Below are 22,612 nucleotides of genomic sequence, written 5' to 3' on the forward strand. Positions count from 1 at the left end.
CCGAAAAGGTGCCCGACACGCCGCGACTGACCGGTTTTGCGGCGCGCCGGCCACCTTTTCGGTGACTTTCGCGTATGGCGGTGACTTTCGCGTATGGCGCCGCGCGCACCCCGGCGGTACTACCGGGCGGTCAGGCGCTCCACCGCGTCGGCCATGTGCAGCTGCAGCAGCCGGTCGGTCTCCGCAGGGTCCTCATCGAGGAACGACTGCGCGATGGCCCGGTGTTCGGCGACTCGCACGTCGTCGCCCTCGTAGGTCGGGTCGAGCGCATGGATGCCCATCCGGGTCTCGGTGAGCAGGGTCCGGTGCATCCGCGACAGCCGCGGGCTGCCGGCCAGCCGCACGAGCAGGTCGTGGAACTCGATGTCGGCGGCGCCGACACCGCTCGGATCGTCCGCCGCCGCGGTGACCCGCATGGTGTCGGTGATCTCCATCAGTGCGGCACCGGCGCGCGGGGCGTCGTCGAGGTGGATTTGCTCGGCAGCGGCGCGCTCGACCGCCTGCCGGGCGACATACATATCCCGCACCCGGTCGGGCGTCATCTCGATCACGAACAACCCTCGGTTGCGGATCGACAGCAGCAGACCCTCCTGGGTGAGGCGTTGCAGCCCCTCCCGGAGCGGCCCACGGCTGACGCCGAGTTGGCGCGCCAGCTCGGCCTCACCGAGTTGGCTGCCGGGTGGCAGGTCGCCGCGCTCGATGGCGTCCCGCACCCGGTCGGCGACCAGTGCCGCCGTCGACTGCCGGAACACCGGCTCCAGTGGGCGTCTTTCGGCCTCCGCGCTGGTCATCTTCCTGGTCTCTCTCCGACGGGATCGGCTAACAGGCGTATGGCGACCCGAGCATACGTGCGCGCCGCGACCACCAGCTCGGTGATCGGCACCGATTCGTCCGGCCGGTGGGCCTGGTCGTTCACCGATCCCGGGCCGAGCACCACCGTCGGCACCCCGAGGTCGCGGCTGACGAACCCGCCGTCGCACGCGGCGGTCCACCCGCCGGGCGGCGACCCGGGACCGCCGGAGTGCGCGAGCGACTCGTCGACTACCTGGACGAACCGGCTGTCGACCGCCGTCTCGAAGCCGGGCATGCTCATCGGCAGCGCCACCTGCGTCGTCAGCTCGTCACGCTCCAGCCCGAGACTGTCGATCCGGTCGACCACCTGAGCGAGCACGCTGTCCGGGTCCTCCCCCGGCAGCAGTCGCCGGTCCGCCTGGATGCGACAGCTCGCAGGGACGATCGCGGTGCCCTGTCCCCCACTCACGATGCCGACGCTCCAGGTCGCCGGACCCGCGAGCGGGTGTGGGGTTGCTGCGAGTTCGTCGTTCCAGGCACGCAACGACTCGATCACCCGCGCTGCCCCGTAGACGGCGTTTCGGCCGTCCGAGGGGCGGCCGGCGTGTGCCGCCCTGCCGTGCACCGTGATGTCGAGGTAGCAGTCCCCACGCGCCGCGACGATGGTCTGCAGGTCGGTGGGTTCCGCGGTCACGCAACCGAGGTATGGCGGGTGCTCCCGCGCCGACATGAAGCGCCGGATGCCGAGACCGCCCTCTTCCTCGTCCACGGTCGCCGCGAGCTCCACCCGGCCGGACAGGGATCCGCCGCACTCCCGGGTTGCCCGCTGCACCGAGTCCATCGCGATCACACACGCGGCCAGTCCGCCGAGCATGTCGCTCGTGCCGCGGCCGAAGACGCGGCCGTCCCGGATCTCACCGCCGAAGGCGTCAACGGTCCAGCCGTCGCCGACCGGGACGACGTCGGTGTGCCCGAGCAACAACAGGCGCGGGCCTTCCCCTCCGGCGGTCGCGGCCAGCACGTTGTCCCGGCCGGGTGCGGCAGGGTCGGTCTGCACCGACAGTCCGCGGTCGGCACAGGCCGCGACCAGTGCAGCCACCCGGGCGGCCTCCTGGCCGGGCGGGTTCTGCCCCGGGCAGCGCACCAGCGTCTGCGTCAGGGCGACCAGGCCGTCCTCGTCGAGCAGCGCGAGTGCCGACTCCTCCAACTGCGAAACGTGTTCTGCTGCAGTGTCATTCATGACGGACCTGTCAGCCGGTCGACAGCTCGCCGCAGGCGTGCCACACCTTCCCGGATGCGTTCCGGCGTGCTGGAGGCGAAGCACAGGCGCAGCGCGTTGGGGAAGAGTTTGCTGGGCGAGAAGGCGTTGCCGGGGATGAACGCGACTCCTTCGGCCAGGGCCACCTCGAAGAGCGCCTCGGTGTCGATCTGCGCACCGAACGTCACCCAGAGGAAGAAGCCACCCTCCGGGTCGGTCCAGCGCGCGGTGTCGCCGAAGTGCTCGGTGAGCGCGTCCTGCATGGCGCGTTTCCGCTCGCCGTACGCCGCTCGCTGCACGGTCAGGTGCTCACCCAGGTGACCGCCGGCGAGGAATCCGGCGATCAGCCGTTGCATCGGCAGGTTGGTGCAGGTATCCATCGCCTGCTTGGCGTTGATCAGCAGTTGCTGCAGCGACGGATCGGCGTCGACCCATCCGACGCGAAGGCCGGGCGCGATGATCTTGGAGAAGGTCCGCACCCCGAAGACCAACGGGTCACCGTCCGCGAGGGCCAGCAGCGACGGAGTGTCCGCGCCCGCGAACCGCAGCATGCCGTAGGGGTCGTCGTCGATCAGCACACTGCCCCACCGTCGGGTCAGCTCCAGCAGCTGCTCGCGTCGAGCGAGCGACATCGACGCGCCCGAGGGGTTCTGGAAGGTGGAGATCGCGTAGATCGCCTTCGGCACCCGGCCGGCCCGCTCGACGAGTTCGACAAGCCGATCGACCTGCATCCCGTCATCGTCCACCGGAGCCTCCAGCAACTCTGCCTGATAGGACAGCGCGGTCGCGGATCCGTTGGTGTACGTGGGTGATTCGACAACAACGAGATCACCCGGGTCGACGAACAGTTTGCACGCGAGGTCGAGTCCCTGCATCCCGCCGGCGGTGATGAGCAGCCGCTCCGGGGTGGTGCGCTCACCCGTCTCGGCGAGTATGCCGAGCAGCGCCTCGCGCAAGGCCGGGTCGCCCTCTGTGGCGGCGTAGTCGAACGCGTCGGATCGGGCAAGTTGCTCGTCGGCGATGCCGTGCAGGAGCTGCGCCGGGATGGCCTCGGGCGCCGGACTGCCCATGGCGAAGCGCACGATGTCGTGCCGCTGCTTGGCCAGCAAGGAGGTGCTCGAGTCGATCACCGACCCCACCAGATCGGTCGTGCGGCTTGCCAGTGGGAGGTTGCTCATGTCACTCCTTCGCGGTCAGTCCACGCGGGACGTCGGTCAGCAGCTGCGGGCCGTGCGGCCCGATCAGCATCGACTCGGAAGTCTCGTAGCCCCAGCCGTCCATCCACATGCCGAGGATCACGTGGAAGGCCATGTCCTCCTCGATCACCGTCTCGTCCTCTGCGCGCACGCTCATCGTGCGCTCACCCCAATCGGGCGGGTAGCCGATGCCGATCGAGTAGCCGATGCGCGACTCCTTGGTCAGTCCATACGTCCCGATGGTCTCGGTGAAGGCTCGGTGCACATCGCAGGTGCGCATCCCGGGACGCATCTGCTCCAGCAGCGCGAGCATGCCTTCGTTGGTCGCCTCGGCGCAGTCCACGAGTTGCTGGGGCGCCTTGCCGAGTACGACGGTGCGCGCGAGCGGGGCGTGGTAGCGGTGATAGACGCCGGCGAGTTCGATGGTGGTCGCCTCGCCGCGCTGCAACTCCAGGTCGCTCCAGGTCAGGTGCGGGGTGCCTGCGGTCTCGCCGGTCGGCAGCATTGGCACGATCGCCGGATAGTCACCGCCGAGCTTGCGCGCACCCAGCGCCTGGGCGTGCTGAATCTCGGCCACGACATCGCACTGACGGCGCCCGGGCTCGAGCTCACGCAACGCCGTCTCCATCACGCACTGCGCGATTTTGCCTGCCTTGTATAGCTTTTCGCGCTCCAACGGCGACTTCCGGACCCGCACCCAGTTGACGAGTTCGGTGCTGTCGACCAGAGCGGATCGCTTGAGTCCGGACCGGATCGCCAGATAGCTGCGCACCGAGAAGAAGTGGGCGTCGAGTTCCGCCGCGACATACGCCGTCGGCTCGTCGACCAGCACGCCGAGCTCCAGCGCCCGGTCGACGACCCAGTCGAAGGGATGCGCGTCGGCCCGGTTGACCAGCTGGTCGGGGTAGCCGTGGATCCGATCGCGTGGCAGGAATGCCGTGTAGTGCGCACCGGCCGCGTCCATCGTCCGGGTGAACAGGTGGCAGTCCCCCTCGGCCGGCACGATCAGGCACTGCGGCATGTAGAACGACCAGGCGTTGTAACCGGTCAGGTAATACAGGTTCGCCGGGTCGGCCACGATGAGCGAGCTCAGCGAGCGCTCCGCCATCCGATCCTGCACGGCACGCAACCGGGTGAGATATTCCTGCTCGGGGAACGGACGGGATCGGAGGCCGCCGGATGCGGCAGTGGGTGTCTGGCTCACCCGATCATGGTGCATCTCGAAATGATTGTTGACAATCAGACACGGCACCTTTTGAGTGGGCGGGTGACTTCGCCGCGCCCCACCATCCTCGTGCTGACCACCGACGAGCTGGGCGCACCCACCGGCATCGCACCGCTGGCCGAGCGCGCGACGATCCGCTACACCGACGCAGCCGGTCTCCCGGACGCGATCGCAGGCGCCGATGCCCTGCTGCTGTGGGACTTCTTCTCCCCCGCGGTCGAAGCCGCCTGGCAGCACAGCGATCGGCTGCGCTGGATCCACGTTGCGGCCGCCGGCGTCGACCGGTTGCTCTTCCCGGCCCTGCAGGAGTCGGACGTGGTGGTAACCAACGCCCACGGGGTCTTCGACCGGCCGATCGCCGAGTTCGTGCTGGCGTCCCTGCTCGCACACACCAAGCTCCTGCACGAGAGTCGCGATCTCCAGCAAGAGCGCGTATGGCGCCACCGCGAGCCGCTCCCCCTGCACGGCAGCAGTGCTCTGGTGGTCGGCACGGGCGGCATCGGCCGCGGCATCGCCCGGCTGCTCGGGGCGGTCGGCGTCGCGGTGACCGGCGCGGGCCGGGTCGGCCGCCCGGGGGACGACGACTTTCGAAGGATCCTGCCGAGTGACCAATTGCCCTCGTACGTAGGCGAATTCGACCATGTCATCAACGTGACGCCGTTGACTCAGCAGACCCGCGGGCTGTTCGACCGGGCGGTGTTCGACGCGATGCGACCATCGGCATACTTCGTCAATGTCGGGCGGGGAGCGAGCGTGGTCGAAACGGACCTGGTCGAGGCGTTGCGGTCGGGATCGCCGGCGGGTGCAGCGCTGGACGTCTTCGAGCACGAACCGCTGCCTGCCGCCTCGCCGCTGTGGGGCACGCCGGGCGTGGTCATCTCGCCGCACCTGTCCGGCGATGTCGTCGGCTGGCGGGACGACCTGGCCGCCCAGTTCGTCGAACTCGCCGGCCGTTGGCTGGACGGCGCCGATTTGCCGGACCAGGTCGACAAGCAACTCGGTTTTGTCACCACCCGAAGCAGCCATGGCTGAGGCACCGCTTCCCGACCTGGAGGCGATCCGGCGGGCGGCTGCCCGGATCGCACCCGACGTGCGCCGCACCGGGCTGGTGGCGAGCGAGCACCTGTCGAGCCGCACCGGCGCGGACGTGCGGCTGAAGTTGGAGATCGAGCAGCCGACCGGCAGTTTCAAGGTGCGGGGTGCGGCCAACACCATCCGCGCGGCGATGGATCGCCGGGCTGTGCCCGGACTCGCGACCGCGTCGACCGGCAACCACGCCCGCGCCGTCAGCTACCTCGGCGCGCGGCTCGGTGTGCCGGTGGTCGCCTTCCTCGCCGGTGGCATCCCGGACGACCGAGCCCGCGCGTTGGAGCAACTCGGGGCGGTCGTCGACCGGTCGAGCCCCGACCAAGCAGCGGCCATCACGGCCGCGGCCGAGTTGGCCGACGAGCGCGGTTACGAGTTCGTGCCGCCGTTCGATCACCCGGACGTCATCAGCGGCCAGGGCACCATCGGGCTCGAGCTCGGTGCCGACCTGCCCGATCTCGACGCGGTGTTGGTGCCGGTGTCCGGCGGTGGCCTCATCGCCGGCATCGGACTGGCACTCAAGGCAATTGCGCCGCGGACGCAGATCGTCGGAGTGTGCGCGGAGCGCGCCGACGCGATGCGCCGGTCCCTCGCTGCCGGCTACCCCGTGCCGGTGCCGGAGGTCGACACCATCGCCACTTCACTGCTCGGCGACCTCGGAACGGACAACCACTACACCTTCCGCGCTGCGCAGCAGGTTGTCGACGAGATCGTCACGGTCAGCGAGGAGGAGCTGGCTCGCGCCATGCAACGGCTGCACTCCGAGGACGGCCTGGTCGTCGAGGGCGCCGCCGCGGCAACGACGGCGGCGCTGTGGGCGGCCGGGGATCGGTGGCGGGGGCGGCAGCTGGCAGCGCTCGTCACCGGGAATGCGGTGGCTCAGCCGATCTGACGACCGGTGAGCAGGCCCCTGCGCTCGGCGCGGCGCTCGAACCAGATCGTCATCAGCGGCGGGATGCTGCTGACCAGACCCAGCAGCGTGTCCTTGCCGCGCCACTTGTGGCTGGTGGAAACCCAGATCAGGCTCAGCACGTAGAGGATGAAGATCGTGCCGTGGATCGGTCCGAAAATGCGCACCCCGAGCTCGCCGGACTGCACGATCCACTTGAAGAACATCCCGATCAGCAGCCCGATCCAGGACACCGCCTCGGCGAAGGCGGTGATCTTGAAGGCCAGCGCCGCCTTGCTGGCGGCGGCGCGCGGGCGCGTGTCTTGGTCGTCAGCTGTCGCGGTCATGGCGACATCCTACGTGGTGTAGTAGATGAGCCCGCGCATCGGTCGACCGGGCGGCTATTTCGTCGCCTCGGTCATCTGCCGCAGCTCCTTCTTGAGGTCGCCGAGCTCGTCACGCAGCCGGGCGGCGAGCTCGAAGTGCAGGTCGGCCGCCGCCTGGTGCATCTGCTCGGTCAGCTCCTGGATCAACCCGGACAGGTCCGATGCCGGCAGCCCCGACACTCGCGCGCCGCTCGCCACATCGGTGTCGGCCGCCGCCGCACCGCGGCCCTGTCCGCGCTTGGGCGCCTTGCCGCGGGACTGCACCCGGCCGCTGCCGATCAGGCTGTCGGTATCGGCGTCCTCCCGCTGCAGCATGTCGGTGATGTCGGCAATCTTCTTGCGCAGCGGCTGCGGGTCGACACCAGCCTCCTTGTTGTAGGCCAGCTGCTTCTCCCGGCGTCGGCCGGTCTCGTCGATCGCCTCCTGCATGGAGGGGGTGATCGTGTCGGCATACATGTGCACCTGGCCGCTGACGTTGCGGGCCGCGCGGCCGATGGTCTGGATGAGCGACCGCGCCGAGCGCAGGAAGCCCTCCTTGTCGGCGTCGAGGATGCTGACAAGGGACACCTCAGGCAGGTCCAGACCCTCGCGCAGCAGGTTGATACCGACCAGCACGTCGAACTCGCCGAGCCGCAGCTCGCGCAGCAACTCGACACGGCGCAGCGTGTCGACCTCGGAGTGCAGGTAGCGCACGCGCACGCCCTTCTCCAGCAGGTAGTCGGTCAGGTCCTCGGCCATCTTCTTGGTCAGCGTGGTCACCAGGACCCGCTCGTCCTTGGCGGTGCGCTCGTTGATCTCGTGCAGCAGGTCGTCGATCTGGCCCTTCGTCGGCTTGAGCACGATCTCCGGGTCGACGAGACCGGTCGGGCGGATGACCTGCTCGACATACTCACCGCCGGCCTTCGCCAGCTCGTAGTCACCCGGGGTCGCCGACAGGTAGACGGTCTGGCCGATGCGCTCCAGGAACTCCTCCCAGCGCAGCGGCCGGTTGTCCATCGCGCTCGGCAGCCGGAAGCCGTGGTCGACCAGCTGCCGCTTGCGGGACATGTCGCCCTCGTACATCGCGCCGATCTGCGGGACGGTCTGGTGCGACTCATCGATGACGAGCAGGAAGTCCTCGGGGAAGTAGTCGAGCAGGCAGTTGGGCGCGCTGCCCGGGCCGCGTCCGTCGATGTGCCGAGAGTAGTTCTCGATGCCGGAGCACGAGCCCACCTGGCGCATCATCTCGATGTCGTAGGTCGTGCGCATCCGCAACCGCTGGGCCTCCAGCAGCTTGTTCTGCTTCTCCAGCGACTTGAGGCGGTCCTCCAGCTCGGCCTCGATCGAGCTGATCGCGCGCTCCATCCGCTGCGGGCCGGCGACGTAGTGCGAGGCGGGGAAGACATACATCTCCTGCTCCTCGCGCACCACCTCGCCGGTCAGCGGGTGCAGGGTGTAGATCCGCTCGATCTCGTCACCGAAGAACTCGATGCGGATCGCCAGCTCCTCGTAGACCGGGATGATCTCGACGGTGTCGCCGCGCACCCGGAAGGTGCCGCGGGTGAAAGCCAGATCGTTGCGGGTGTACTGCATCTGGACGAATTTGCGCAGCAGGTCGTCGCGGTCGATCTGGGACCCGACCTTGAGCGCCTGCATGCGGTCGACGTACTCCTGTGGCGTGCCGAGGCCGTAGATGCACGACACCGAGGCGACCACGATGACGTCGCGGCGAGTGAGCAGCGAGTTGGTCGCGCTGTGCCGCAGCCGCTCCACCTCGTCGTTGATCGATGAATCCTTCTCGATGTAGGTATCGGTCTGCGGGATGTACGCCTCGGGCTGGTAGTAGTCGTAGTAGGAGACGAAGTACTCGACCGCGTTGTGGGGCAACAGCTCGCGGAACTCGTTGGCCAGCTGCGCAGCCAGCGTCTTGTTGGGCGCCATCACCAGTGTCGGGCGCTGCACCTGCTCGATCAGCCACGCGGTGGTCGCGGACTTGCCGGTGCCGGTGGCGCCGAGCAGCACGGTGTCCTGCTTGCCGGACTTGACCCGCTCGGCGAGGTCGGCGATCGCGGTGGGCTGGTCACCGCTCGGGGAATACTCGGAGACGACTTCGAACGGCGCAACCCGGCGCTGCAGATCGGTGGTTGGGCGCATAACGACAATCTAAACGTCACCACCGACAGCGCGATTCCCGCTGCCGCCCGTCGTGCGGTCAGTCGTAGAGCGCCGGTCGCTCCATCAGCTCGACCGGGACGGTCTCGTCGGCCGCCAGCGCCCGGACGCCCGCGTCGCAGACGGCGGCTGCGGCATACCCGTCCCACGCGGTGGGTCCGTCCTGAACGCCTGCGGTGACCGCGCGGACCCACTGCCGCAGTTCGCTGACGAAGGCCGGTCCGAAGCGCGTGTTGTGGTCCAGCCCTGACGGCTGGTCGTCGGCGAGGCGAACAGTGGCGTGCTCGGCGATCACCTCGCAACCGACCTCGTAGGAGTGCTGATTGTTGACGAAGATCTCCACCCCGACCCAGGCTCCCGATGCTGCGGTCAGCACCAGCAGCATCGGATCCTGCAGGTGCGCCGCCCGGTGACGGGTGGTGCGCGGGCGATCCACCCGGACGAGGCGGATCTCCTCGCCGAGCAGCCAGCGGGTGATGTCGATGTCGTGGATGGCAGTGTCGGTGATCGACATGGTGCGGGTGTAATGCTGCGGCACGCTCGGGTTGTGGTGCCGGCTGTGCACGATGAGCGGGGCACCGGCCGCGCCCGACCGCAGCGCCCGCCTCAACTGTTGGTACGACGCGTCGAACCGTCGCATGAAGCCCACCGTCACCAATCGCTGGCCCCGCTCGCGTTCCGCGTGGACGATCTCGACACACTCCTGCGCGGTCGGCGCCAACGGCTTCTCGCAGAACACCGGCTTGCCCGCCTCGATCGCGGTGATCACATCGGTCGAGTGCGCCGAGCCCGCGCTGCAGATCATCACCGCGTCGACCTGCGGCGAGGTGATCAATGACGTGGAGTCCACGCAGGCGACTGCACCGGACTCGTCCGCGACCCGCGCAGCGCGGGCGAGGTCCAGATCGCTCACCGCGACGACCGCGGCTCCCGGCACGTCCGACCGCAGCCGGGCGAGGTGAGACCGGCCCATCGCGCCAGGGCCGATCATCCCGATGCGGAGCGTCATACGGGATTCAGCGCTGCCCGAGTCCGTGGGCGGCAAGGAACTCGCGGGTCCGGACCGCGTTCGGCAACGGGTATGACGGATCGCACGGGTACATGTCCTCTTCACAGATGCAGTAGAGCGGTTTGTCGAGCTGGTCGAGGGCCGCGATGACCGCCGGGAGGTCGGGCTCACCGGCCGGTGGCGCCACGGAAGCCTTGTGCGCGACGGCCTTCGCGAAGCTCCAGTCCTCCTCGTGCGCCCGGCGCACTACCGCGGGGTCCATCGCCTTGATGTGCACGTAGGAGATGCGGTCGGGGTAGCTACGGATCAGGTCGATGTTGTCGCCCCCGCCATACACGATGTGACCGGTGTCGAGGCAGAAGCCGACGTATGCCGGATCGGTCGCGCCGAAGACCCGGTCGATGTCCGCACGGGTCTCGATGTGTGAGTCCCCGTGCGGGTGCAGCACCATCCGCAGACCGTAGTCGTCCTTCATGATGCGTCCGAGCTGATTGGCGTTGGTGATATAGCGGTCCCATGCCGCACCGGAAAGCGTTCTGTCGTCGATGAATTCACCGGTGTGCTCGTCACGGAACATCGGCGGCAGATGCACGATGTACTCCGCGCCGACCGCAGCGTGCGTCGCGGCGATGGCCCGGAAAGTGCGCTCTGTCTCCGGCCAAGCCTCTTCCCGGTGCAGCACACCCCACCCGGTGCCGGCGACGACCCGCATCCCGCGGGCGTCCATCTCCGTCTTGAGACGCACCGGGTCGGTCGGGAAGTAGCCGAACGGGCCGGTCTCGATCACCGAGAAGCCCGCCTGCGCCATCTCGTCCAGCGCGCGCTGCCACGGGATCTGATGCGGGTCATCGGGGAACCACACCCCCCACTGGTCGGGACACACCCCGATGGTCAACTCAGCCGCCATCGGTCGCTCCTTGCCGGACGTCGAAAGGCAGTCGCGGATCTATGGATTCGGCCTCCCAGGTGCGCCGAACCCATGCGTGGGACGGGTGGTCCCGGATCAGCCAGACGCGCTCGTCACCCGGGCCGGCCATCACATTGAGGTAATAGAGGTGATAGCCGGGCGGAGCCATCGCTGGGCCGTGCCAACCGTGCGGCACGAGAAGCACGTCGCCGCTGCGCACTGCTGCCCGCACGTCGATCGGACGGTCCCCCGTCCCCGAGATGCAGCAGTAGCCCACGGCATCCGACTCGTCGGCTGCGCCGGCCTCGGAGCGCAGATCGAAGTAGTAGATCTCCTCCAGTTCCGACTCTTCCCCCGGCCGGTGCTCGTCGTGCTTGTGCGGCGGGTACGAACTCCAGTTGCCGGCGGGGGTGATGACCTCGCAGGCGATGATCGAGCTGGCCTCCAGCACCTCGGGGGTGCCGAAATTCCGAACCTGGCGTGAAGACCTGCCGGCGCCGCGCAATTCGACCGGGACGTCGCCCGCGCGAACGACTGCGAAGGGCAGGTCTGCCTTCGCCCGAGCGAAGCACAGCGCGACCTTCACGTCGCCGGCAGCGCGCAGGCGGTAGGCCGAACCACGCGGCAGGTAGGCACAGTCCGCGGCGCCGTGGAAGACCGACTCGCGGCCGGCGAGCACCTCCCGGACGTCGTCGCCTTCGAGCTCGACCGAGCCACCGCCGGACAGCGGCAACAGGATGTACTCGTCCGCGGCCGTGTCGATGCTCCGGGTCTCGCCGTCGGTCAGATCAGCGACCAGCAATCCAGTGTGTTTCCAGGTGTTTCCGTCGGGTCGGACGGCGACGTCATACGCGGATTCCTGGGTGGCAACGCGCGGCCGGAACCAGGTCTGCTCGTCCGTGCTCATGGGTCTACCTCTCCCTGTCCCTGCGACAGCAGCCGGTCGATCTCGTCCGCGGTCGGCATCGCGGAGCTGCACTCCAGTCGACCCGCCACGATCGCCCCGGCCGCGTTTGCCCGACGCACTGTCTCGGCAATCGGCAGGCCATCGAGCAGCCCGGCACAGAAAGCACCCCCGAACGCGTCGCCGGCTCCCAGTCCGTTGACGGCCTTGACCGAAAAGGGTGGTATGACGTGAGATTCGGCTTCGGTGCGGACGAGCACGCCGTTCGGGCCTTGCTTCACGACCGCGATGCGGACCCCGCGGTCCAGCAGGGCATCGGCGGCCTTGTCGGGGTCGGCCTCCCCCACCGCCACCTCGCACTCCTCGCGATTGCCGATTGCGACAGTGCACCGTGACAAGGCCATCGCAGCAGCCTCCCGCGCCTCTCGGACCTGGTCCCAGAACATCGGGCGGTAGTCGAGGTCGATCACCGTGTGCTCGGCTCGCCCTCGCAACTCCCACGCGTGTCGGTGGGCGTCCCGGCTCGGCTGCCTGGACAGGCCGGTCAGCGTCGACCAGTAGATCGGCGCATCGCGCACGGCGCCCTCGGGGATCTCGTGCGGCTCGATGCACAGATCCGGTGCGATCGGCAATCGGTAGAAATACAAAGGAAATTCGTCCGGAGGGAAGATCTCGCAGAACGTCACCGGGGTGGGCAGATCGCGCACCTGGGTCACCCACGCGTCGTCGACCCCGAAGTCACGCAGCGCCCGGTGCACGAAGCGGCCGAAGGGGTCATCGCCGGTGCGCGTGATTACCGCGGCGCGCTTGCCCAGCCGGGCGGCCGCGACCGCGACGTTGGTGGGGCTGCCGCCGAGGAACTTCCCGAAGACGTCGACGTCCTCCAGTCTGGTGCCGATCTGCCGCGGGTAGATGTCCACGCCGACCCGGCCGATCGTCAGCACGTCGATCACAGGTGGAACCGCTGCTTGGACTGTGCGGACTCGTAGTCGGCACGGGCCGATCGCGTGCTGTCGAGCTCACTGACCTCGGCGACCGGCACGTCCCACCAGCCGCTACTCGGCGGATGCGGTCCGTTGAGCTCGGTCTCGATGTAGAGCACGACCGGCCCGTCGATCTCGACTGCCTTTGCGTAGTTGGCCCGGAATTCGTCGATCCCGTTGCACCGCAACGTTGTCACTCCCCAGCTTGCCGCGTTCGCGGCGAGGTCGAACGGCACGTCCGGCCCGTCGAGGCGGCCGGTCTGCCGGCTGCGCATCCGGTAGCGCGTCCCGAACCGGTGGCTGCCGACGGACTCGCTCAGTGCACCGATCGACGCGAACCCGTGGTTCTGCAACAGCACGACGATCACCTTCAACTGCTCGGTGACGATCGTGCCCAGCTCCATCGGCAGCATCTGGTACGACCCGTCCCCGACGACGGCCACTACCTGGCCGGTGTCACCCTTGGCCATGCGCACTCCCATCGCTGCCGGGATCTCGTATCCCATACAGGAGTAGGCATATTCGAGGTGGTACTGCTCAGGCGTCGACGCACGCCACAGGCACTGCAGGTCACCCGGCATCGAGCCGGCCGCATTGACGATCACGTCGGTCGGCTCGAGCAGGTCGTTGAGCGCCCCGAACACCTCGGTCTGGGCGGGCAGCGGCGTCTGACCGAGCGAGTAACAGCGATCGACGACTTCTTGCCATGCGCCGTTGCGCTGCCGGACCTCGTCGCGGTAGGCGTCGTCGACGCAGAAGCCCTCGAGGGCGGCCCGTAGCGCCCTCAGCCCTTCCCGGGCGTCCGCAACAACGGACGCGGCGCAGTTCTTCGCCGCGTCGAATGCCAGCACGTTGAGGTTGACGAAGCGGACGGCTGGGTCGGCGAAGGCCGTGCGGCTGGCGGTGGTGAAGTCGCTGTAGCGGGTGCCCACCCCGATGACCAGATCGGCCCGGGCCGCGAGGTCGTTGGCCGCGCGGCTCCCCGTCGCGCCGACACCGCCGACCGCGCAGGGGTGGTCCCAGTTGATCGCCCCCTTCCCAGCCTGAGTGTCGGCCACGGGAATGCCTGTGGCGGTGGCGAATTCGCGGAGCGCTTCGGACGCCCCGGCATACACCGTGCCTCCGCCGGTGACGAGCAGCGGACGACGCGATGCGCGGATCGCCCGCACGGCGCGGTCGAGCGCGATCGGTTCCGGCACTGGTCGTGCGACGTGCCAGGTGCGTTCGGCGAAGATGGCGACCGGCCAGTCGTGCGCCTCAGCCTGGACGTCCTGTGGCAGGCAGATGGTGACGGCGCCGGTCTCGGCCGGGTCGGTGAGCACGCGCATTGCAGCGAGCAGAGCCGGGATCAGCTGCTCCGGGCGGTTGATCCGGTCCCAGAACCGGGACACCGGCTTGAACGCGTCGTTGACCGAAATGTCCCCGGTGCGAGGGTCTTCCAGCTGTTGCAGCACCGGGTCCGCCCGACGCGACGCGAAGCCGTCGGAGGGCAGCAGCAGCACCGGGAGACGGTTGGTGGTGGCCAGCGCGGCACCGGTGACCATGTTCGTCGAGCCCGGCCCGATCGACGCGGTGACGGCCAGGGTCTGCAACCGGTTGGTCGTCTTGGCGAAACCGGCAGCAGCGTGCACCGCCCCTTGCTCGTTACGAGCGAGGAGGTAGGGCATTTCGTTGCGGTCCGGCGCGGTTGCCCGCAGGTCGGCTTCGAGCAGAGCCTGCCCCACACCGGCGACGTTGCCGTGTCCGAAGATCCCGAACATCGCCGGGATCAGCCGATGCCGCGTGCCATCCCGCTCGGAGAACTGCACGGCGAGAAATCGCACGAGCGCCTGCGCGACGGTCAACCGCACCGTCTCGTCACCGGTTGCCATGTCTCATTGTGGTCATACCTCCGTCATCATGTGCGTATGACGCTGGACCCGACCCGTGAGGTGTTGCTGCGAATCGGCGCGGCACTCCTCGCCGGCTCGGCACCGGTCCCCGACGTCGAAGCGCAACTCGTCACGCTCGGCCACCGCCTCGGCACGCCGGACGTCCGGGTTGCGGCCACGCCGACCGCGGTCTTCGTCAGCGTCAACGCCCAGCACGACATGGGGTTGCAGACGGTGCACGGCTCGCTGCGCTTCGAGCAGATGTCCCGCGTCCAGGACGTCGTCGACCGACTGATGAGTCGCCGGATGCGCGCCGCCGACGCACTCCGCGAACTCGACGACATCGAGGCGATGCCGTCCACCCGCCGGCCCTTCCTGTGCGACCTGGCCGTGGTGCTGATCGGCGTCGGCATCTGCTGCATCCTGCAGCCCACCTGGCGAGCCCTCGCGGTGGCGGCGTTGGCATCGCTGCTCGTGGTCGCGCTGGTCTGGTTGAGCCGCCGGAGCACCTTGATCGGCACCTTGTTGCCTCTACTCGCGTCGTTCGCGGTCGGGCTGCTGGTGTTGCAGGCCGACCGGATGTGGCACCTCGACGGCACCCTGCGCACCATGGTCAGCGCGGTCGCGGTGCTGCTGCCCGGATCGGTCATCGTGACCGGCATGTCCGAGATCGCGTCCGGAGCCGCCGTCGCCGGGACCTCCCGGCTGGTCTCCGGGATGGTGCAACTCATGCTCTTCGCGGTCGGCCTGTTCGCCGCGGTGTCGGTCAGCGGCGACAGCCTGGATGCGTTGACCAACGTGCGTGCGCAGGAGCTGGGGCCGCTTGCGCCATACCTCGGAGTCGCGCTGGTGGGCCTCGGGATCGTGCTCAACGTCGCCGCGTCACGCAGCGCGATCCCGTGGATCTTCGCGGTCCTCGCCCTGACTTTCGCGGTGCAGTCGACGGTCCAGTGGCTCGGTGGGGTCACGCTCGGCGGACTGGCCGGCGCGATCGTCGCATCGCTCGGCGCCGCACTCGTGCACCGCTTCAGCGGACGCCCACTGCGGCTGGTGGTCTTCCTGCCTGCGTTCTGGCTGCTGGTGCCGGGCAGCCTCGGCCTGCTCAGCACCGCCGAACTCGCCGCCGGTCACGACGGTCTGGCGGCCGTATCCACCGCGGTCAGCGCGGTAGTGGCAGTTGCCGCCGGCACCCTGATCGGGAGCGCGGCCGGGCGCGCCCTCGACCGCAAACTCGATCCGGCACCGCCGGAGCTTCCCGAGCCGGTGGATGTCGCCGATGTCGACCGTCATTGACACGTCTATAGATTGGGACGTATGACGCGACGCATCATCATCACCGGCGGCGGCACCGGCATCGGTCGCGCAGTCGCCCACCGCCTGCTCGTGGAAGAACCCGAACTCGTGCTCGTCGGCCGGCGCGCGGAAGTCCTGCAATCCGCAGCCGACGAGCTGCGGGCGGTCGACGAGTTGGCCACGGTCAGCACCCGGAGCTGCGACCTGACCGACCCCGCAGCAGTGCAGCAGCTCGCCGACGACCTGGCGGGTGGTCCGCAGATCGACGTCCTGGTGGCGAATGCCGGAGGCAACTACGGGGTAGGCGCAGCTGGTGACCTCTCTGCGATTGCCGATGCCTGGCGCGCCGACTTCGACGGCAACGTCCTGTCCGCGGTGCTGCTCACCCACGCCCTGCTGCCGCACTTCACGCGGCCCGGCGGGCGGATCGTGGCGATGAGCTCGATCGCCGCCCTGCGCGGATCGGGGTCCTACGGCGCGGCCAAGGCCGCGGTGAACGCCTGGGTGCTCGACCTGGCGAATTCGCTGGCCCCCGAAGGTATTACGGCCAACGCGGTGGCGCCGGGATTCGTCCCGGACACCGAGTTCTGGGCGGAGCGGCTCGCCGCCGACCCGGACCTGGCCGCGTCCCGGGTAGGGACCATCCCGATGGGCCGGGCCGGCACGCCGGACGAGGTCGCGGAGGCCGTGGCCTACCTCGCCTCGCCGGACGCCGGATGGACGACCGGACAGATCGTCCAGGTCAACGGCGGCACACTGCTCGGCCGTGGTTGAGGGGCTGACCTTCCTGCTCCTCGGCATCGGCTTGCTGCTCGGTGTCGTGCTGCCCAATCTCGTGGCGGGGCGGGCAATCTCGGCCCCGCTGGTGCTGGTCGCCTTCGGCTGCCTGATCGGCCTGTTGCCTTTCCCGGACGGACTGTCGCTCTCTCCGCTCGACCACCCCGAGATCACTCAGCACATCTCCGAGATCACCGTGCTGATCGCGCTCACCGGCGTGGGCCTCGCACTGGACCGCCCACTCACGTGGGCGAGGTCCACCTGGCGAGGGTGGTCGACGACCTGGCGGCTGATCTTCCTTGCCATGCCCTTGACCATCGCGGCCACCGCGTGGCTCGGCTGGTGGGTGGCCGGGCTCGCGCCGGCGACCGCGTTGTTGCTCGCCGCCGCCCTCGCCCCGACCGATCCGGTGCTCGCCGCCGATGTGCAGGTGGAAGGACCCACGACCGACCTGCACCCGGACGAACTCGACGAGGAGGACGAGGTCCGCTTCGCGCTCACCTCCGAGGCGGGCCTCAATGACGGCGCCGCCTTCCCCTTCCTCTATGCCGCGATCGCGGTGCTGGGCGGCGGTTCGATCTGGTCGTGGGCGCCGCAGTGGGTCGCCTGGGACCTCATCGCCCGGACCGTGATCGGCGTCGTCGTGGGCTGGATCGTCGGTATGGCGTTGGCGCGCATCGCATTCCGCGCGCCGAAGAACCTGCGCGTCTCGCGGCTGGGCGACCCGCTGCTGGTGGTCGCCGCTCCCTTCATCTCCTACGGCGCCGGCGAGATCGCGCAAGGCTGGGCGTTCCTGTCGGTCTTCGTGTGTGCGGTGACCATGCGGTCGGCGGATCCGACCCACGAGTACCACGAGGCCATGCACGGCGTGATCGAGCGCCTCGAGCGGCTGTTCACCCTCATCATGCTGCTGCTGATCGGCGCGTCGTTGACCAACGGCCTGCTCGGCGACCTGACCCTTGCCGGCGCCGCTATCGGCGTGCTGCTGGTCTTCGTCATACGGCCCGTGGTGGCGTGGATCTCGTTGTGGCAACGCAAGACCCGAGACTTCTCCGGCCCCGGGCGCCTCGGTCCTCGCGAGCGGTTCGCCGTTGCGTTCTTCGGGGTGCGCGGCATCGGCACGATCTACTACCTGGCCTATGCGACGGCACACCACGACTTCCCCGGCAGCGACCGCCTCTGGTCGATCGCGGCGTTCACGATCGCATTGTCGGTCGTCGTGCACGGAGTCGCCGCAAGCCCGATCGTCGGACGGCTGGACAGGATGCGAGGTGCGGCCGTCACCTGACGCACGGCGGACGGTGTGTTACCGTCGCCACGTCCTTCGCGGGAGTCCGGTGCACCGGGCTGAGAGGGGGCTGACGCAGCCCCGACCGTCACCAACTTGATCCGGGTAATGCCGGCGCAAGGAGAAGCTATGGCGATCAATCCCCTTCCGTACCTTCGGATCTCAGCTGTTCCACGGTGAGCCGTGTCGCCGTCCTCGGTGGCGGAGTCATCGGCCTGTCGGTCGCGTGGGGGCTGGCCCGACGCGGCACTGAGGTCGTCCTCGTCGATCTGCCGCTGCCCGGCGCAAGCTCACCCGTCGCGGCGGGCATGATCTCCGCCGCCGCCGAACTCGACTACGGCGAGACCGAGTTGTGGCAGGTGACGTCCCGCTCCCAGGCCCAGTGGCCCGAGTTCGCCGCCGAGCTGGCGCAGGCGAGCGGCCGGCCAGTCGGACTGCGACCGACCGGGACCCTGCTGGTCGCGACCGACCAGGACGAGCAGGTGCGGCTCGATCGTCGGTTGAAACTGCTGGCCGACGCGGGTGTTGGCGCGCAGCGCCTCGAACGTCGCGAGTTGCTCCGCAAGGAGCCGGCTCTTGCCCGGACCGTGCGCGGCGCCGCGTGGCTGCCCGACGACTTCTGCGTCGACCGTAGCCTGGTCCTCGACGCTCTGCGGTCGGCGATCGCCTCCGCCGGCGTACGGACGATCCGCGCGCAGGGCCGTGTGCGCATGCAGGACGGCCGGGCGACCGGCATCACGCTTCCGGACCTATCAGTCGACGCCGATCACGTCGTCCTGTGCGCCGGATGGCGCAGCCCGCACGCGCTCGATGACCCAGTAGCGGAACGCGCAGGCGCACCCATGTCCGGACTCCGTCCGGTCAAGGGTGAGCTGCTCGACCTGGAGCTCGCCGCTCCGGCTGTGACGAGCACGGTGCGGGCGGTGGTCGATCGGGTGCCGGTCTACCTGGTGCCGCACGATGACACCCACCTGACGGTCGGGGCCACCAGTGTCGACGTCGGCGCGGACCTCGCGCCCACCGTCCGAGCAGCGCTCGAACTACTCAGTGCCGCAACGACTCTCGTGCCCGAGCTACGCGACGCGCGCATCACCGAACACCGTGTAGGACTGCGACCGGCAAGTTCGGACAACCTCCCCGCCATCGGCATATCGCCGATGCCTGGTCTCACCCTCGCCACCGGCCACTACCGGCACGGCTTCCTGCTCGCCCCGCTGACCTCGGACGTGGTCGCCGACAGCGTCAGGGCAGCACTCACCGAAGGAGATTCATGATGGCCGACACCTTTCGCCTCAATGGCGACGCCCGACCGCTGCGACCCGACACCACGGTCAGCACGATGTTGGAGCAGGAGGGCTTCGACGGCGCATGGTTCGCGGTCGCCCTCGACGGCGCGGTGGTGCCTTCCAGCGCATGGGCCAAGACCGCGGTGCAACCCGGGGCCGAGGTCGAGATCGTCCGACCCGCTCAAGGAGGCTGAGATGGGCTGGCAAACCTGGGAACTCGCGGGTCGCAGCCTCACGAGTCGACTGCTTCTCGGGTCGGGCGGCGTATCGTCCGCAGCCGTCCTGTCCGAGTGCATCGAGCAGAGCGGCACCGGCGTGGTCACCGTGTCCATGCGTCGTGCCGGCGCTAGCGCCACCAGCGGACTACTTCCCGCCATACAAGAATCTGGAGTGGAGGTCCTGCCGAACACCGCCGGCTGCCGCACTGCCCGCGAGGCGGTGTTGACCGCGCAGCTGGCCAGGGAGGCGCTGCAGACCGACTGGGTGAAGCTCGAGGTGGTCGCCGACGACCGCACCCTGTTGCCGGACGTGCTCGAGCTCATCGATGCCGCCGAGCAACTCGTCGACGACGGGTTCCGGGTGCTTCCCTACACCACCGACGACCTCGTGGTTGCGCGCCGCTTGCAGGATCTCGGCTGTGCGGCGGTCATGCCACTGGGCTCGCCGATCGGGTCCGGGCTGGGCATCCGCAATCCGCACGCAATCGAGTTGATCTGCGACGAGATCGATGTCCCGGTCGTGCTCGACGCCGGCTTGGGCACTGCGTCGGACGCGGCGCTCGCGATGGAGCTGGGCTGCTCGGCGGTGCTCCTTGCGACCGCGGTGACTCGCGCCGAGCAACCGGCTCTCATGGCGGCCGCCATGCGGGACGCGGTGGCCGCCGGCCACGCCGCGCTGCTGGCCGGCCGGATCCCGAAAAGCACACTCGCCAGGGCATCCTCACCGACGACCGGGCTGGTCGGCACATGACGTCGGTGCCGACCCTGTTGCTCGTGACCGACCGGACGCAGACCGGCGGCCGACCGTTGGTCGATGTGCTCGCTGCCTGCGCGCACGGCGGCATCCGGCACATCCTGCTTCGTGAGCGAGACTTGCCCGAACCCGCCTACCAGGACCTGCTGGGCGCCGTGCTGGACCGGATCGGCGATCGCGCAACGGTGTTGGCTCGCTCGCCTTCGGCTGGGGTCCGCGGCTGCCATCTCAGTGCGTCGATGCCCCTGCCGGCCCCTCGGCCGGAGATCGTCGGCCGGTCCGTCCACGGTCCCGGGGAACTGCGCCGAGCAGCTGTCGAAGGGGTCGACTATGTGCTCGCCGGCCCGTACGCCGGATCGAAGTCCAAGCCGGGATACGGCCCGGCTCTCGGCCCCCGCGGCATCGAAGCACTCGTCCGGACCGGATGCGCGCCCCCGGTGGTCGCCATCGGGGGCGTGCTGCCGGCCGATGCACCGACCCTTGCGGCATCGGGCGCGCATGGCATGGCCGTAATGGGTCCACTGATGCGTGCCGCGGATCCAAGCACGCTTGCGGCTGAATACGCCTATGCGGCAACAGCTTTCGCCCAGAAACCACAGAACGAGGAGATCGCATGAGCACGTCCCAGTCCGCGCGACGCAAGGTCCACCACGAGGTCGAACCCGGCTTGCGGGTGCCGTTCACCGAGGTCACGCTCGACCCAACACCGTCGACCGGTGAGGTGAATCCGCCGTTCCGCCTCTACGACACCTCCGGCCCGGGCAGTGACCCTCGGCTGGGATTGCCCGGACTGCGCGAGCAATGGATCGCTCAACGCGGTGACACCGAAACGTATGCTGCGCGCGGCCGTTCGCTCGCCGACGACGGACGCGCGGCCCTGCGTCGCGGCGGCGCGAGTGAGGAGTGGCAAGGCGCCCTCCGCCCGCCGCGCCGTGCGATCGAGGGTGGCACCGTCACCCAACTGCACTACGCGCGCCGCGGGGAGATCACCCCGGAGATGCGGTTCGTCGCAGCCCGGGAGGGTTGCGATGTCGAACTCGTCCGCAGCGAGGTGGCCGCGGGCCGGGCGATCATCCCGGCGAACGTCAACCACCCCGAGAGCGAGCCGATGATCATCGGCCGCGCCTTCCTGGTGAAGGTGAACGCGAACATCGGCAACTCCGCGGTCACGAGCTCAATCGCCGAGGAGGTCGAAAAGCTCACGTGGGCAACGAAATGGGGCGCCGACACCGTGATGGACCTGTCCACCGGGGACGACATCCACACCACCCGCGAGTGGATCATCCGCAACTCCCCCGTGCCGATCGGGACCGTGCCGATCTACCAGGCGTTGGAGAAGGTCGACGGCCGCGCCGAGGCGTTGACCTGGGAGATCTTCCGCGACACCGTCATCGAGCAGTGCGAGCAAGGAGTGGACTACATGACGATCCACGCCGGCGTGCTGCTGCGTTACGTGCCGTTGACCGCCGAGCGGGTCACCGGCATCGTCTCCCGGGGCGGGTCGATCCTTGCCGGCTGGTGTCTCGCGGGGCACCGGGAGAACTTCCTCTACACCCATTTCGACGAACTCTGCGACATCTTCGCGCAGTATGACGTCGCCTTCAGCCTCGGCGACGGCCTGCGACCGGGATGCACCGCGGACGCCAACGACGAGGCACAGCTGAGCGAACTGCGAACCCTCGCCGAGCTCACCGAGCGCGCCTGGGCGCACGACGTGCAGGTGATGGTCGAAGGACCAGGTCACGTCCCGCTCAACCTGGTGCCGGAAAACGTTGAGTTGCAGCAGGATTGGTGCCACGGCGCACCGTTCTACACGCTCGGCCCGCTCACCACGGACATCGCACCGGGATACGACCACATCACGTCCGCGATCGGAGCGGCCACGATTGCCGCACATGGCACCGCAATGCTCTGTTACGTCACGCCGAAGGAGCATCTCGGGCTGCCCAACCGGGACGACGTGAAGACCGGCGTGATCACCTACAAGCTGTCCGCACACGCGGCCGATGTCGCCAAGGGACACCCGAGTGCCCGGGACTGGGACGACGCCCTGTCGAAGGCGCGTTTCGAATTTCGCTGGGAGGATCAGTTCAACCTCTCGCTCGACCCGGACACCGCGCGCGCGTTCCACGACGAGTCGCTGCCCGCCGAGGCGGCGAAGACCGCGCACTTCTGCTCGATGTGCGGCCCGAAGTTCTGCTCGATGCGGATCAGCCAAGACATTCGCGATCAGCACGCACGTGAGCAGGGTATGGCGCAGATGTCCCGCACCTTCGTCGAGCTCGGCTCCTCGGTCTACGTCGACCCGAGGGAGGCATCCCAGACTTAATTGACACTGA

Annotated in this window: 21 protein-coding genes and 1 riboswitch; of the genes, 10 read left to right on the top strand and 11 right to left on the bottom strand. The window is 68.9% G+C overall.

Annotated elements, in window-relative coordinates; all coding sequences use genetic code 11:
• Window positions 1-119: 119 nt before the first annotated feature.
• From N2M23_RS15540 to N2M23_RS15555, 4 genes are read right to left on the bottom strand one after another with little or no spacing between them, the layout of a single operon-like run.
• Window positions 120-791, bottom strand: a complete 672-nt coding sequence (locus tag N2M23_RS15540) for a GntR family transcriptional regulator (protein ID WP_265446687.1) — start codon at window positions 789-791, stop codon at window positions 120-122.
• Window positions 788-2,032: a M20 family metallopeptidase gene (locus tag N2M23_RS15545; protein ID WP_265446689.1), complete on the bottom strand. Its 1,245-nt coding sequence runs from the start codon at window positions 2,030-2,032 to the stop codon at window positions 788-790. The genes N2M23_RS15540 and N2M23_RS15545 overlap by 4 nt, the downstream gene beginning before the upstream one ends.
• A complete protein-coding gene (locus N2M23_RS15550; protein ID WP_265446690.1) occupies window positions 2,029-3,228 on the bottom strand; it encodes an aminotransferase-like domain-containing protein in 1,200 nt (399 codons plus the stop codon). Before N2M23_RS15550 ends, N2M23_RS15545 begins: the two co-directional genes overlap by 4 nt.
• Window position 3,229: 1 nt before the next feature.
• Window positions 3,230-4,450: a M24 family metallopeptidase gene (locus N2M23_RS15555; RefSeq protein ID WP_265446692.1), complete on the bottom strand. Its 1,221-nt coding sequence runs from the start codon at window positions 4,448-4,450 to the stop codon at window positions 3,230-3,232.
• A gap of 63 nt (window positions 4,451-4,513) precedes the next feature.
• On the opposite strand from N2M23_RS15555, the gene N2M23_RS15560 reads away from it, so the two are divergent.
• Both N2M23_RS15560 and N2M23_RS15565 read left to right on the top strand, forming a co-directional pair.
• Complete coding sequence (locus N2M23_RS15560; RefSeq protein ID WP_265446693.1) at window positions 4,514-5,503, top strand: D-2-hydroxyacid dehydrogenase; 990 nt, start codon at window positions 4,514-4,516, stop codon at window positions 5,501-5,503.
• Window positions 5,496-6,449, top strand: coding sequence for a pyridoxal-phosphate dependent enzyme (locus N2M23_RS15565; protein WP_265446694.1), 954 nt, complete (start codon window positions 5,496-5,498; stop codon window positions 6,447-6,449). The genes N2M23_RS15560 and N2M23_RS15565 overlap by 8 nt, the downstream gene beginning before the upstream one ends.
• Here the strand turns inward: N2M23_RS15565 and N2M23_RS15570 are convergent.
• The 7 genes from N2M23_RS15570 to iolD are packed head-to-tail and all read right to left on the bottom strand — an operon-like array spanning window position 6,437 to window position 14,657.
• Complete coding sequence (locus tag N2M23_RS15570) at window positions 6,437-6,793, bottom strand: DUF3817 domain-containing protein (RefSeq protein WP_265446696.1); 357 nt, start codon at window positions 6,791-6,793, stop codon at window positions 6,437-6,439. The genes N2M23_RS15565 and N2M23_RS15570 overlap by 13 nt on opposite strands.
• 54 nt (window positions 6,794-6,847) lie before the next feature.
• Window positions 6,848-8,965 carry an excinuclease ABC subunit UvrB gene (uvrB, locus tag N2M23_RS15575; RefSeq protein WP_279672283.1) on the bottom strand — a complete coding sequence of 706 codons (2,118 nt, stop codon included), beginning with the start codon at window positions 8,963-8,965 and terminating at the stop codon, window positions 6,848-6,850.
• Between the two features lie 58 nt (window positions 8,966-9,023).
• Window positions 9,024-9,992: a Gfo/Idh/MocA family protein gene (locus N2M23_RS15580; RefSeq protein ID WP_265446697.1), complete on the bottom strand. Its 969-nt coding sequence runs from the start codon at window positions 9,990-9,992 to the stop codon at window positions 9,024-9,026.
• Window positions 9,993-9,999: 7 nt separating this feature from the next.
• Window positions 10,000-10,899, bottom strand: a complete 900-nt coding sequence (locus tag N2M23_RS15585; protein ID WP_265446699.1) for a TIM barrel protein — start codon at window positions 10,897-10,899, stop codon at window positions 10,000-10,002.
• Window positions 10,889-11,806: a 5-deoxy-glucuronate isomerase gene (gene iolB, locus N2M23_RS15590; RefSeq protein WP_265446701.1), complete on the bottom strand. Its 918-nt coding sequence runs from the start codon at window positions 11,804-11,806 to the stop codon at window positions 10,889-10,891. Before iolB ends, N2M23_RS15585 begins: the two co-directional genes overlap by 11 nt.
• Complete coding sequence (iolC, locus tag N2M23_RS15595; RefSeq protein WP_265446702.1) at window positions 11,803-12,756, bottom strand: 5-dehydro-2-deoxygluconokinase; 954 nt, start codon at window positions 12,754-12,756, stop codon at window positions 11,803-11,805. The genes iolB and iolC overlap by 4 nt, the downstream gene beginning before the upstream one ends.
• On the bottom strand, window positions 12,753-14,657 hold the full coding sequence (gene iolD, locus N2M23_RS15600) for a 3D-(3,5/4)-trihydroxycyclohexane-1,2-dione acylhydrolase (decyclizing) (protein WP_265446704.1): 1,905 nt from the start codon (window positions 14,655-14,657) through the stop codon (window positions 12,753-12,755). Before iolD ends, iolC begins: the two co-directional genes overlap by 4 nt.
• A 36-nt stretch (window positions 14,658-14,693) precedes the next feature.
• Here iolD and N2M23_RS15605 point away from each other — a divergent pair, with 36 nt between their 5' ends.
• The 8 genes from N2M23_RS15605 to thiC all read left to right on the top strand — a co-directional run bounded on the left by N2M23_RS15605 (window position 14,694) and on the right by thiC (window position 22,602).
• Complete coding sequence (locus N2M23_RS15605) at window positions 14,694-15,950, top strand: threonine/serine exporter family protein (RefSeq protein WP_265446705.1); 1,257 nt, start codon at window positions 14,694-14,696, stop codon at window positions 15,948-15,950.
• Between the two features lie 21 nt (window positions 15,951-15,971).
• Window positions 15,972-16,724: an SDR family NAD(P)-dependent oxidoreductase gene (locus N2M23_RS15610; RefSeq protein WP_265446706.1), complete on the top strand. Its 753-nt coding sequence runs from the start codon at window positions 15,972-15,974 to the stop codon at window positions 16,722-16,724.
• The gene (locus tag N2M23_RS15615) at window positions 16,717-18,015 is read left to right on the top strand and encodes a cation:proton antiporter (protein ID WP_265446707.1); all 1,299 of its coding nucleotides are present in this window, start codon (window positions 16,717-16,719) and stop codon (window positions 18,013-18,015) included. The genes N2M23_RS15610 and N2M23_RS15615 overlap by 8 nt, the downstream gene beginning before the upstream one ends.
• A 28-nt stretch (window positions 18,016-18,043) precedes the next feature.
• A riboswitch (TPP riboswitch) is annotated at window positions 18,044-18,155 on the top strand.
• A gap of 36 nt (window positions 18,156-18,191) precedes the next feature.
• Complete coding sequence (gene thiO / locus N2M23_RS15620) at window positions 18,192-19,289, top strand: glycine oxidase ThiO (RefSeq protein WP_265446709.1); 1,098 nt, start codon at window positions 18,192-18,194, stop codon at window positions 19,287-19,289.
• Complete coding sequence (gene thiS / locus N2M23_RS15625) at window positions 19,289-19,495, top strand: sulfur carrier protein ThiS (RefSeq protein WP_265446711.1); 207 nt, start codon at window positions 19,289-19,291, stop codon at window positions 19,493-19,495. Before thiO ends, thiS begins: the two co-directional genes overlap by 1 nt.
• Window position 19,496: 1 nt before the next feature.
• On the top strand, window positions 19,497-20,270 hold the full coding sequence (thiG, locus tag N2M23_RS15630; RefSeq protein WP_265446713.1) for a thiazole synthase: 774 nt from the start codon (window positions 19,497-19,499) through the stop codon (window positions 20,268-20,270).
• On the top strand, window positions 20,267-20,890 hold the full coding sequence (locus tag N2M23_RS15635; protein ID WP_265446715.1) for a thiamine phosphate synthase: 624 nt from the start codon (window positions 20,267-20,269) through the stop codon (window positions 20,888-20,890). The genes thiG and N2M23_RS15635 overlap by 4 nt, the downstream gene beginning before the upstream one ends.
• Window positions 20,887-22,602: a phosphomethylpyrimidine synthase ThiC gene (gene thiC, locus N2M23_RS15640; RefSeq protein WP_265446716.1), complete on the top strand. Its 1,716-nt coding sequence runs from the start codon at window positions 20,887-20,889 to the stop codon at window positions 22,600-22,602. The genes N2M23_RS15635 and thiC overlap by 4 nt, the downstream gene beginning before the upstream one ends.
• The last annotated feature ends 10 nt before the right edge of the window (window positions 22,603-22,612 follow it).

The sequence above is a fragment of the Flexivirga meconopsidis genome, assembly GCF_026162425.1.
Lineage (GTDB): Bacteria > Actinomycetota > Actinomycetes > Actinomycetales > Dermatophilaceae > Flexivirga > Flexivirga meconopsidis.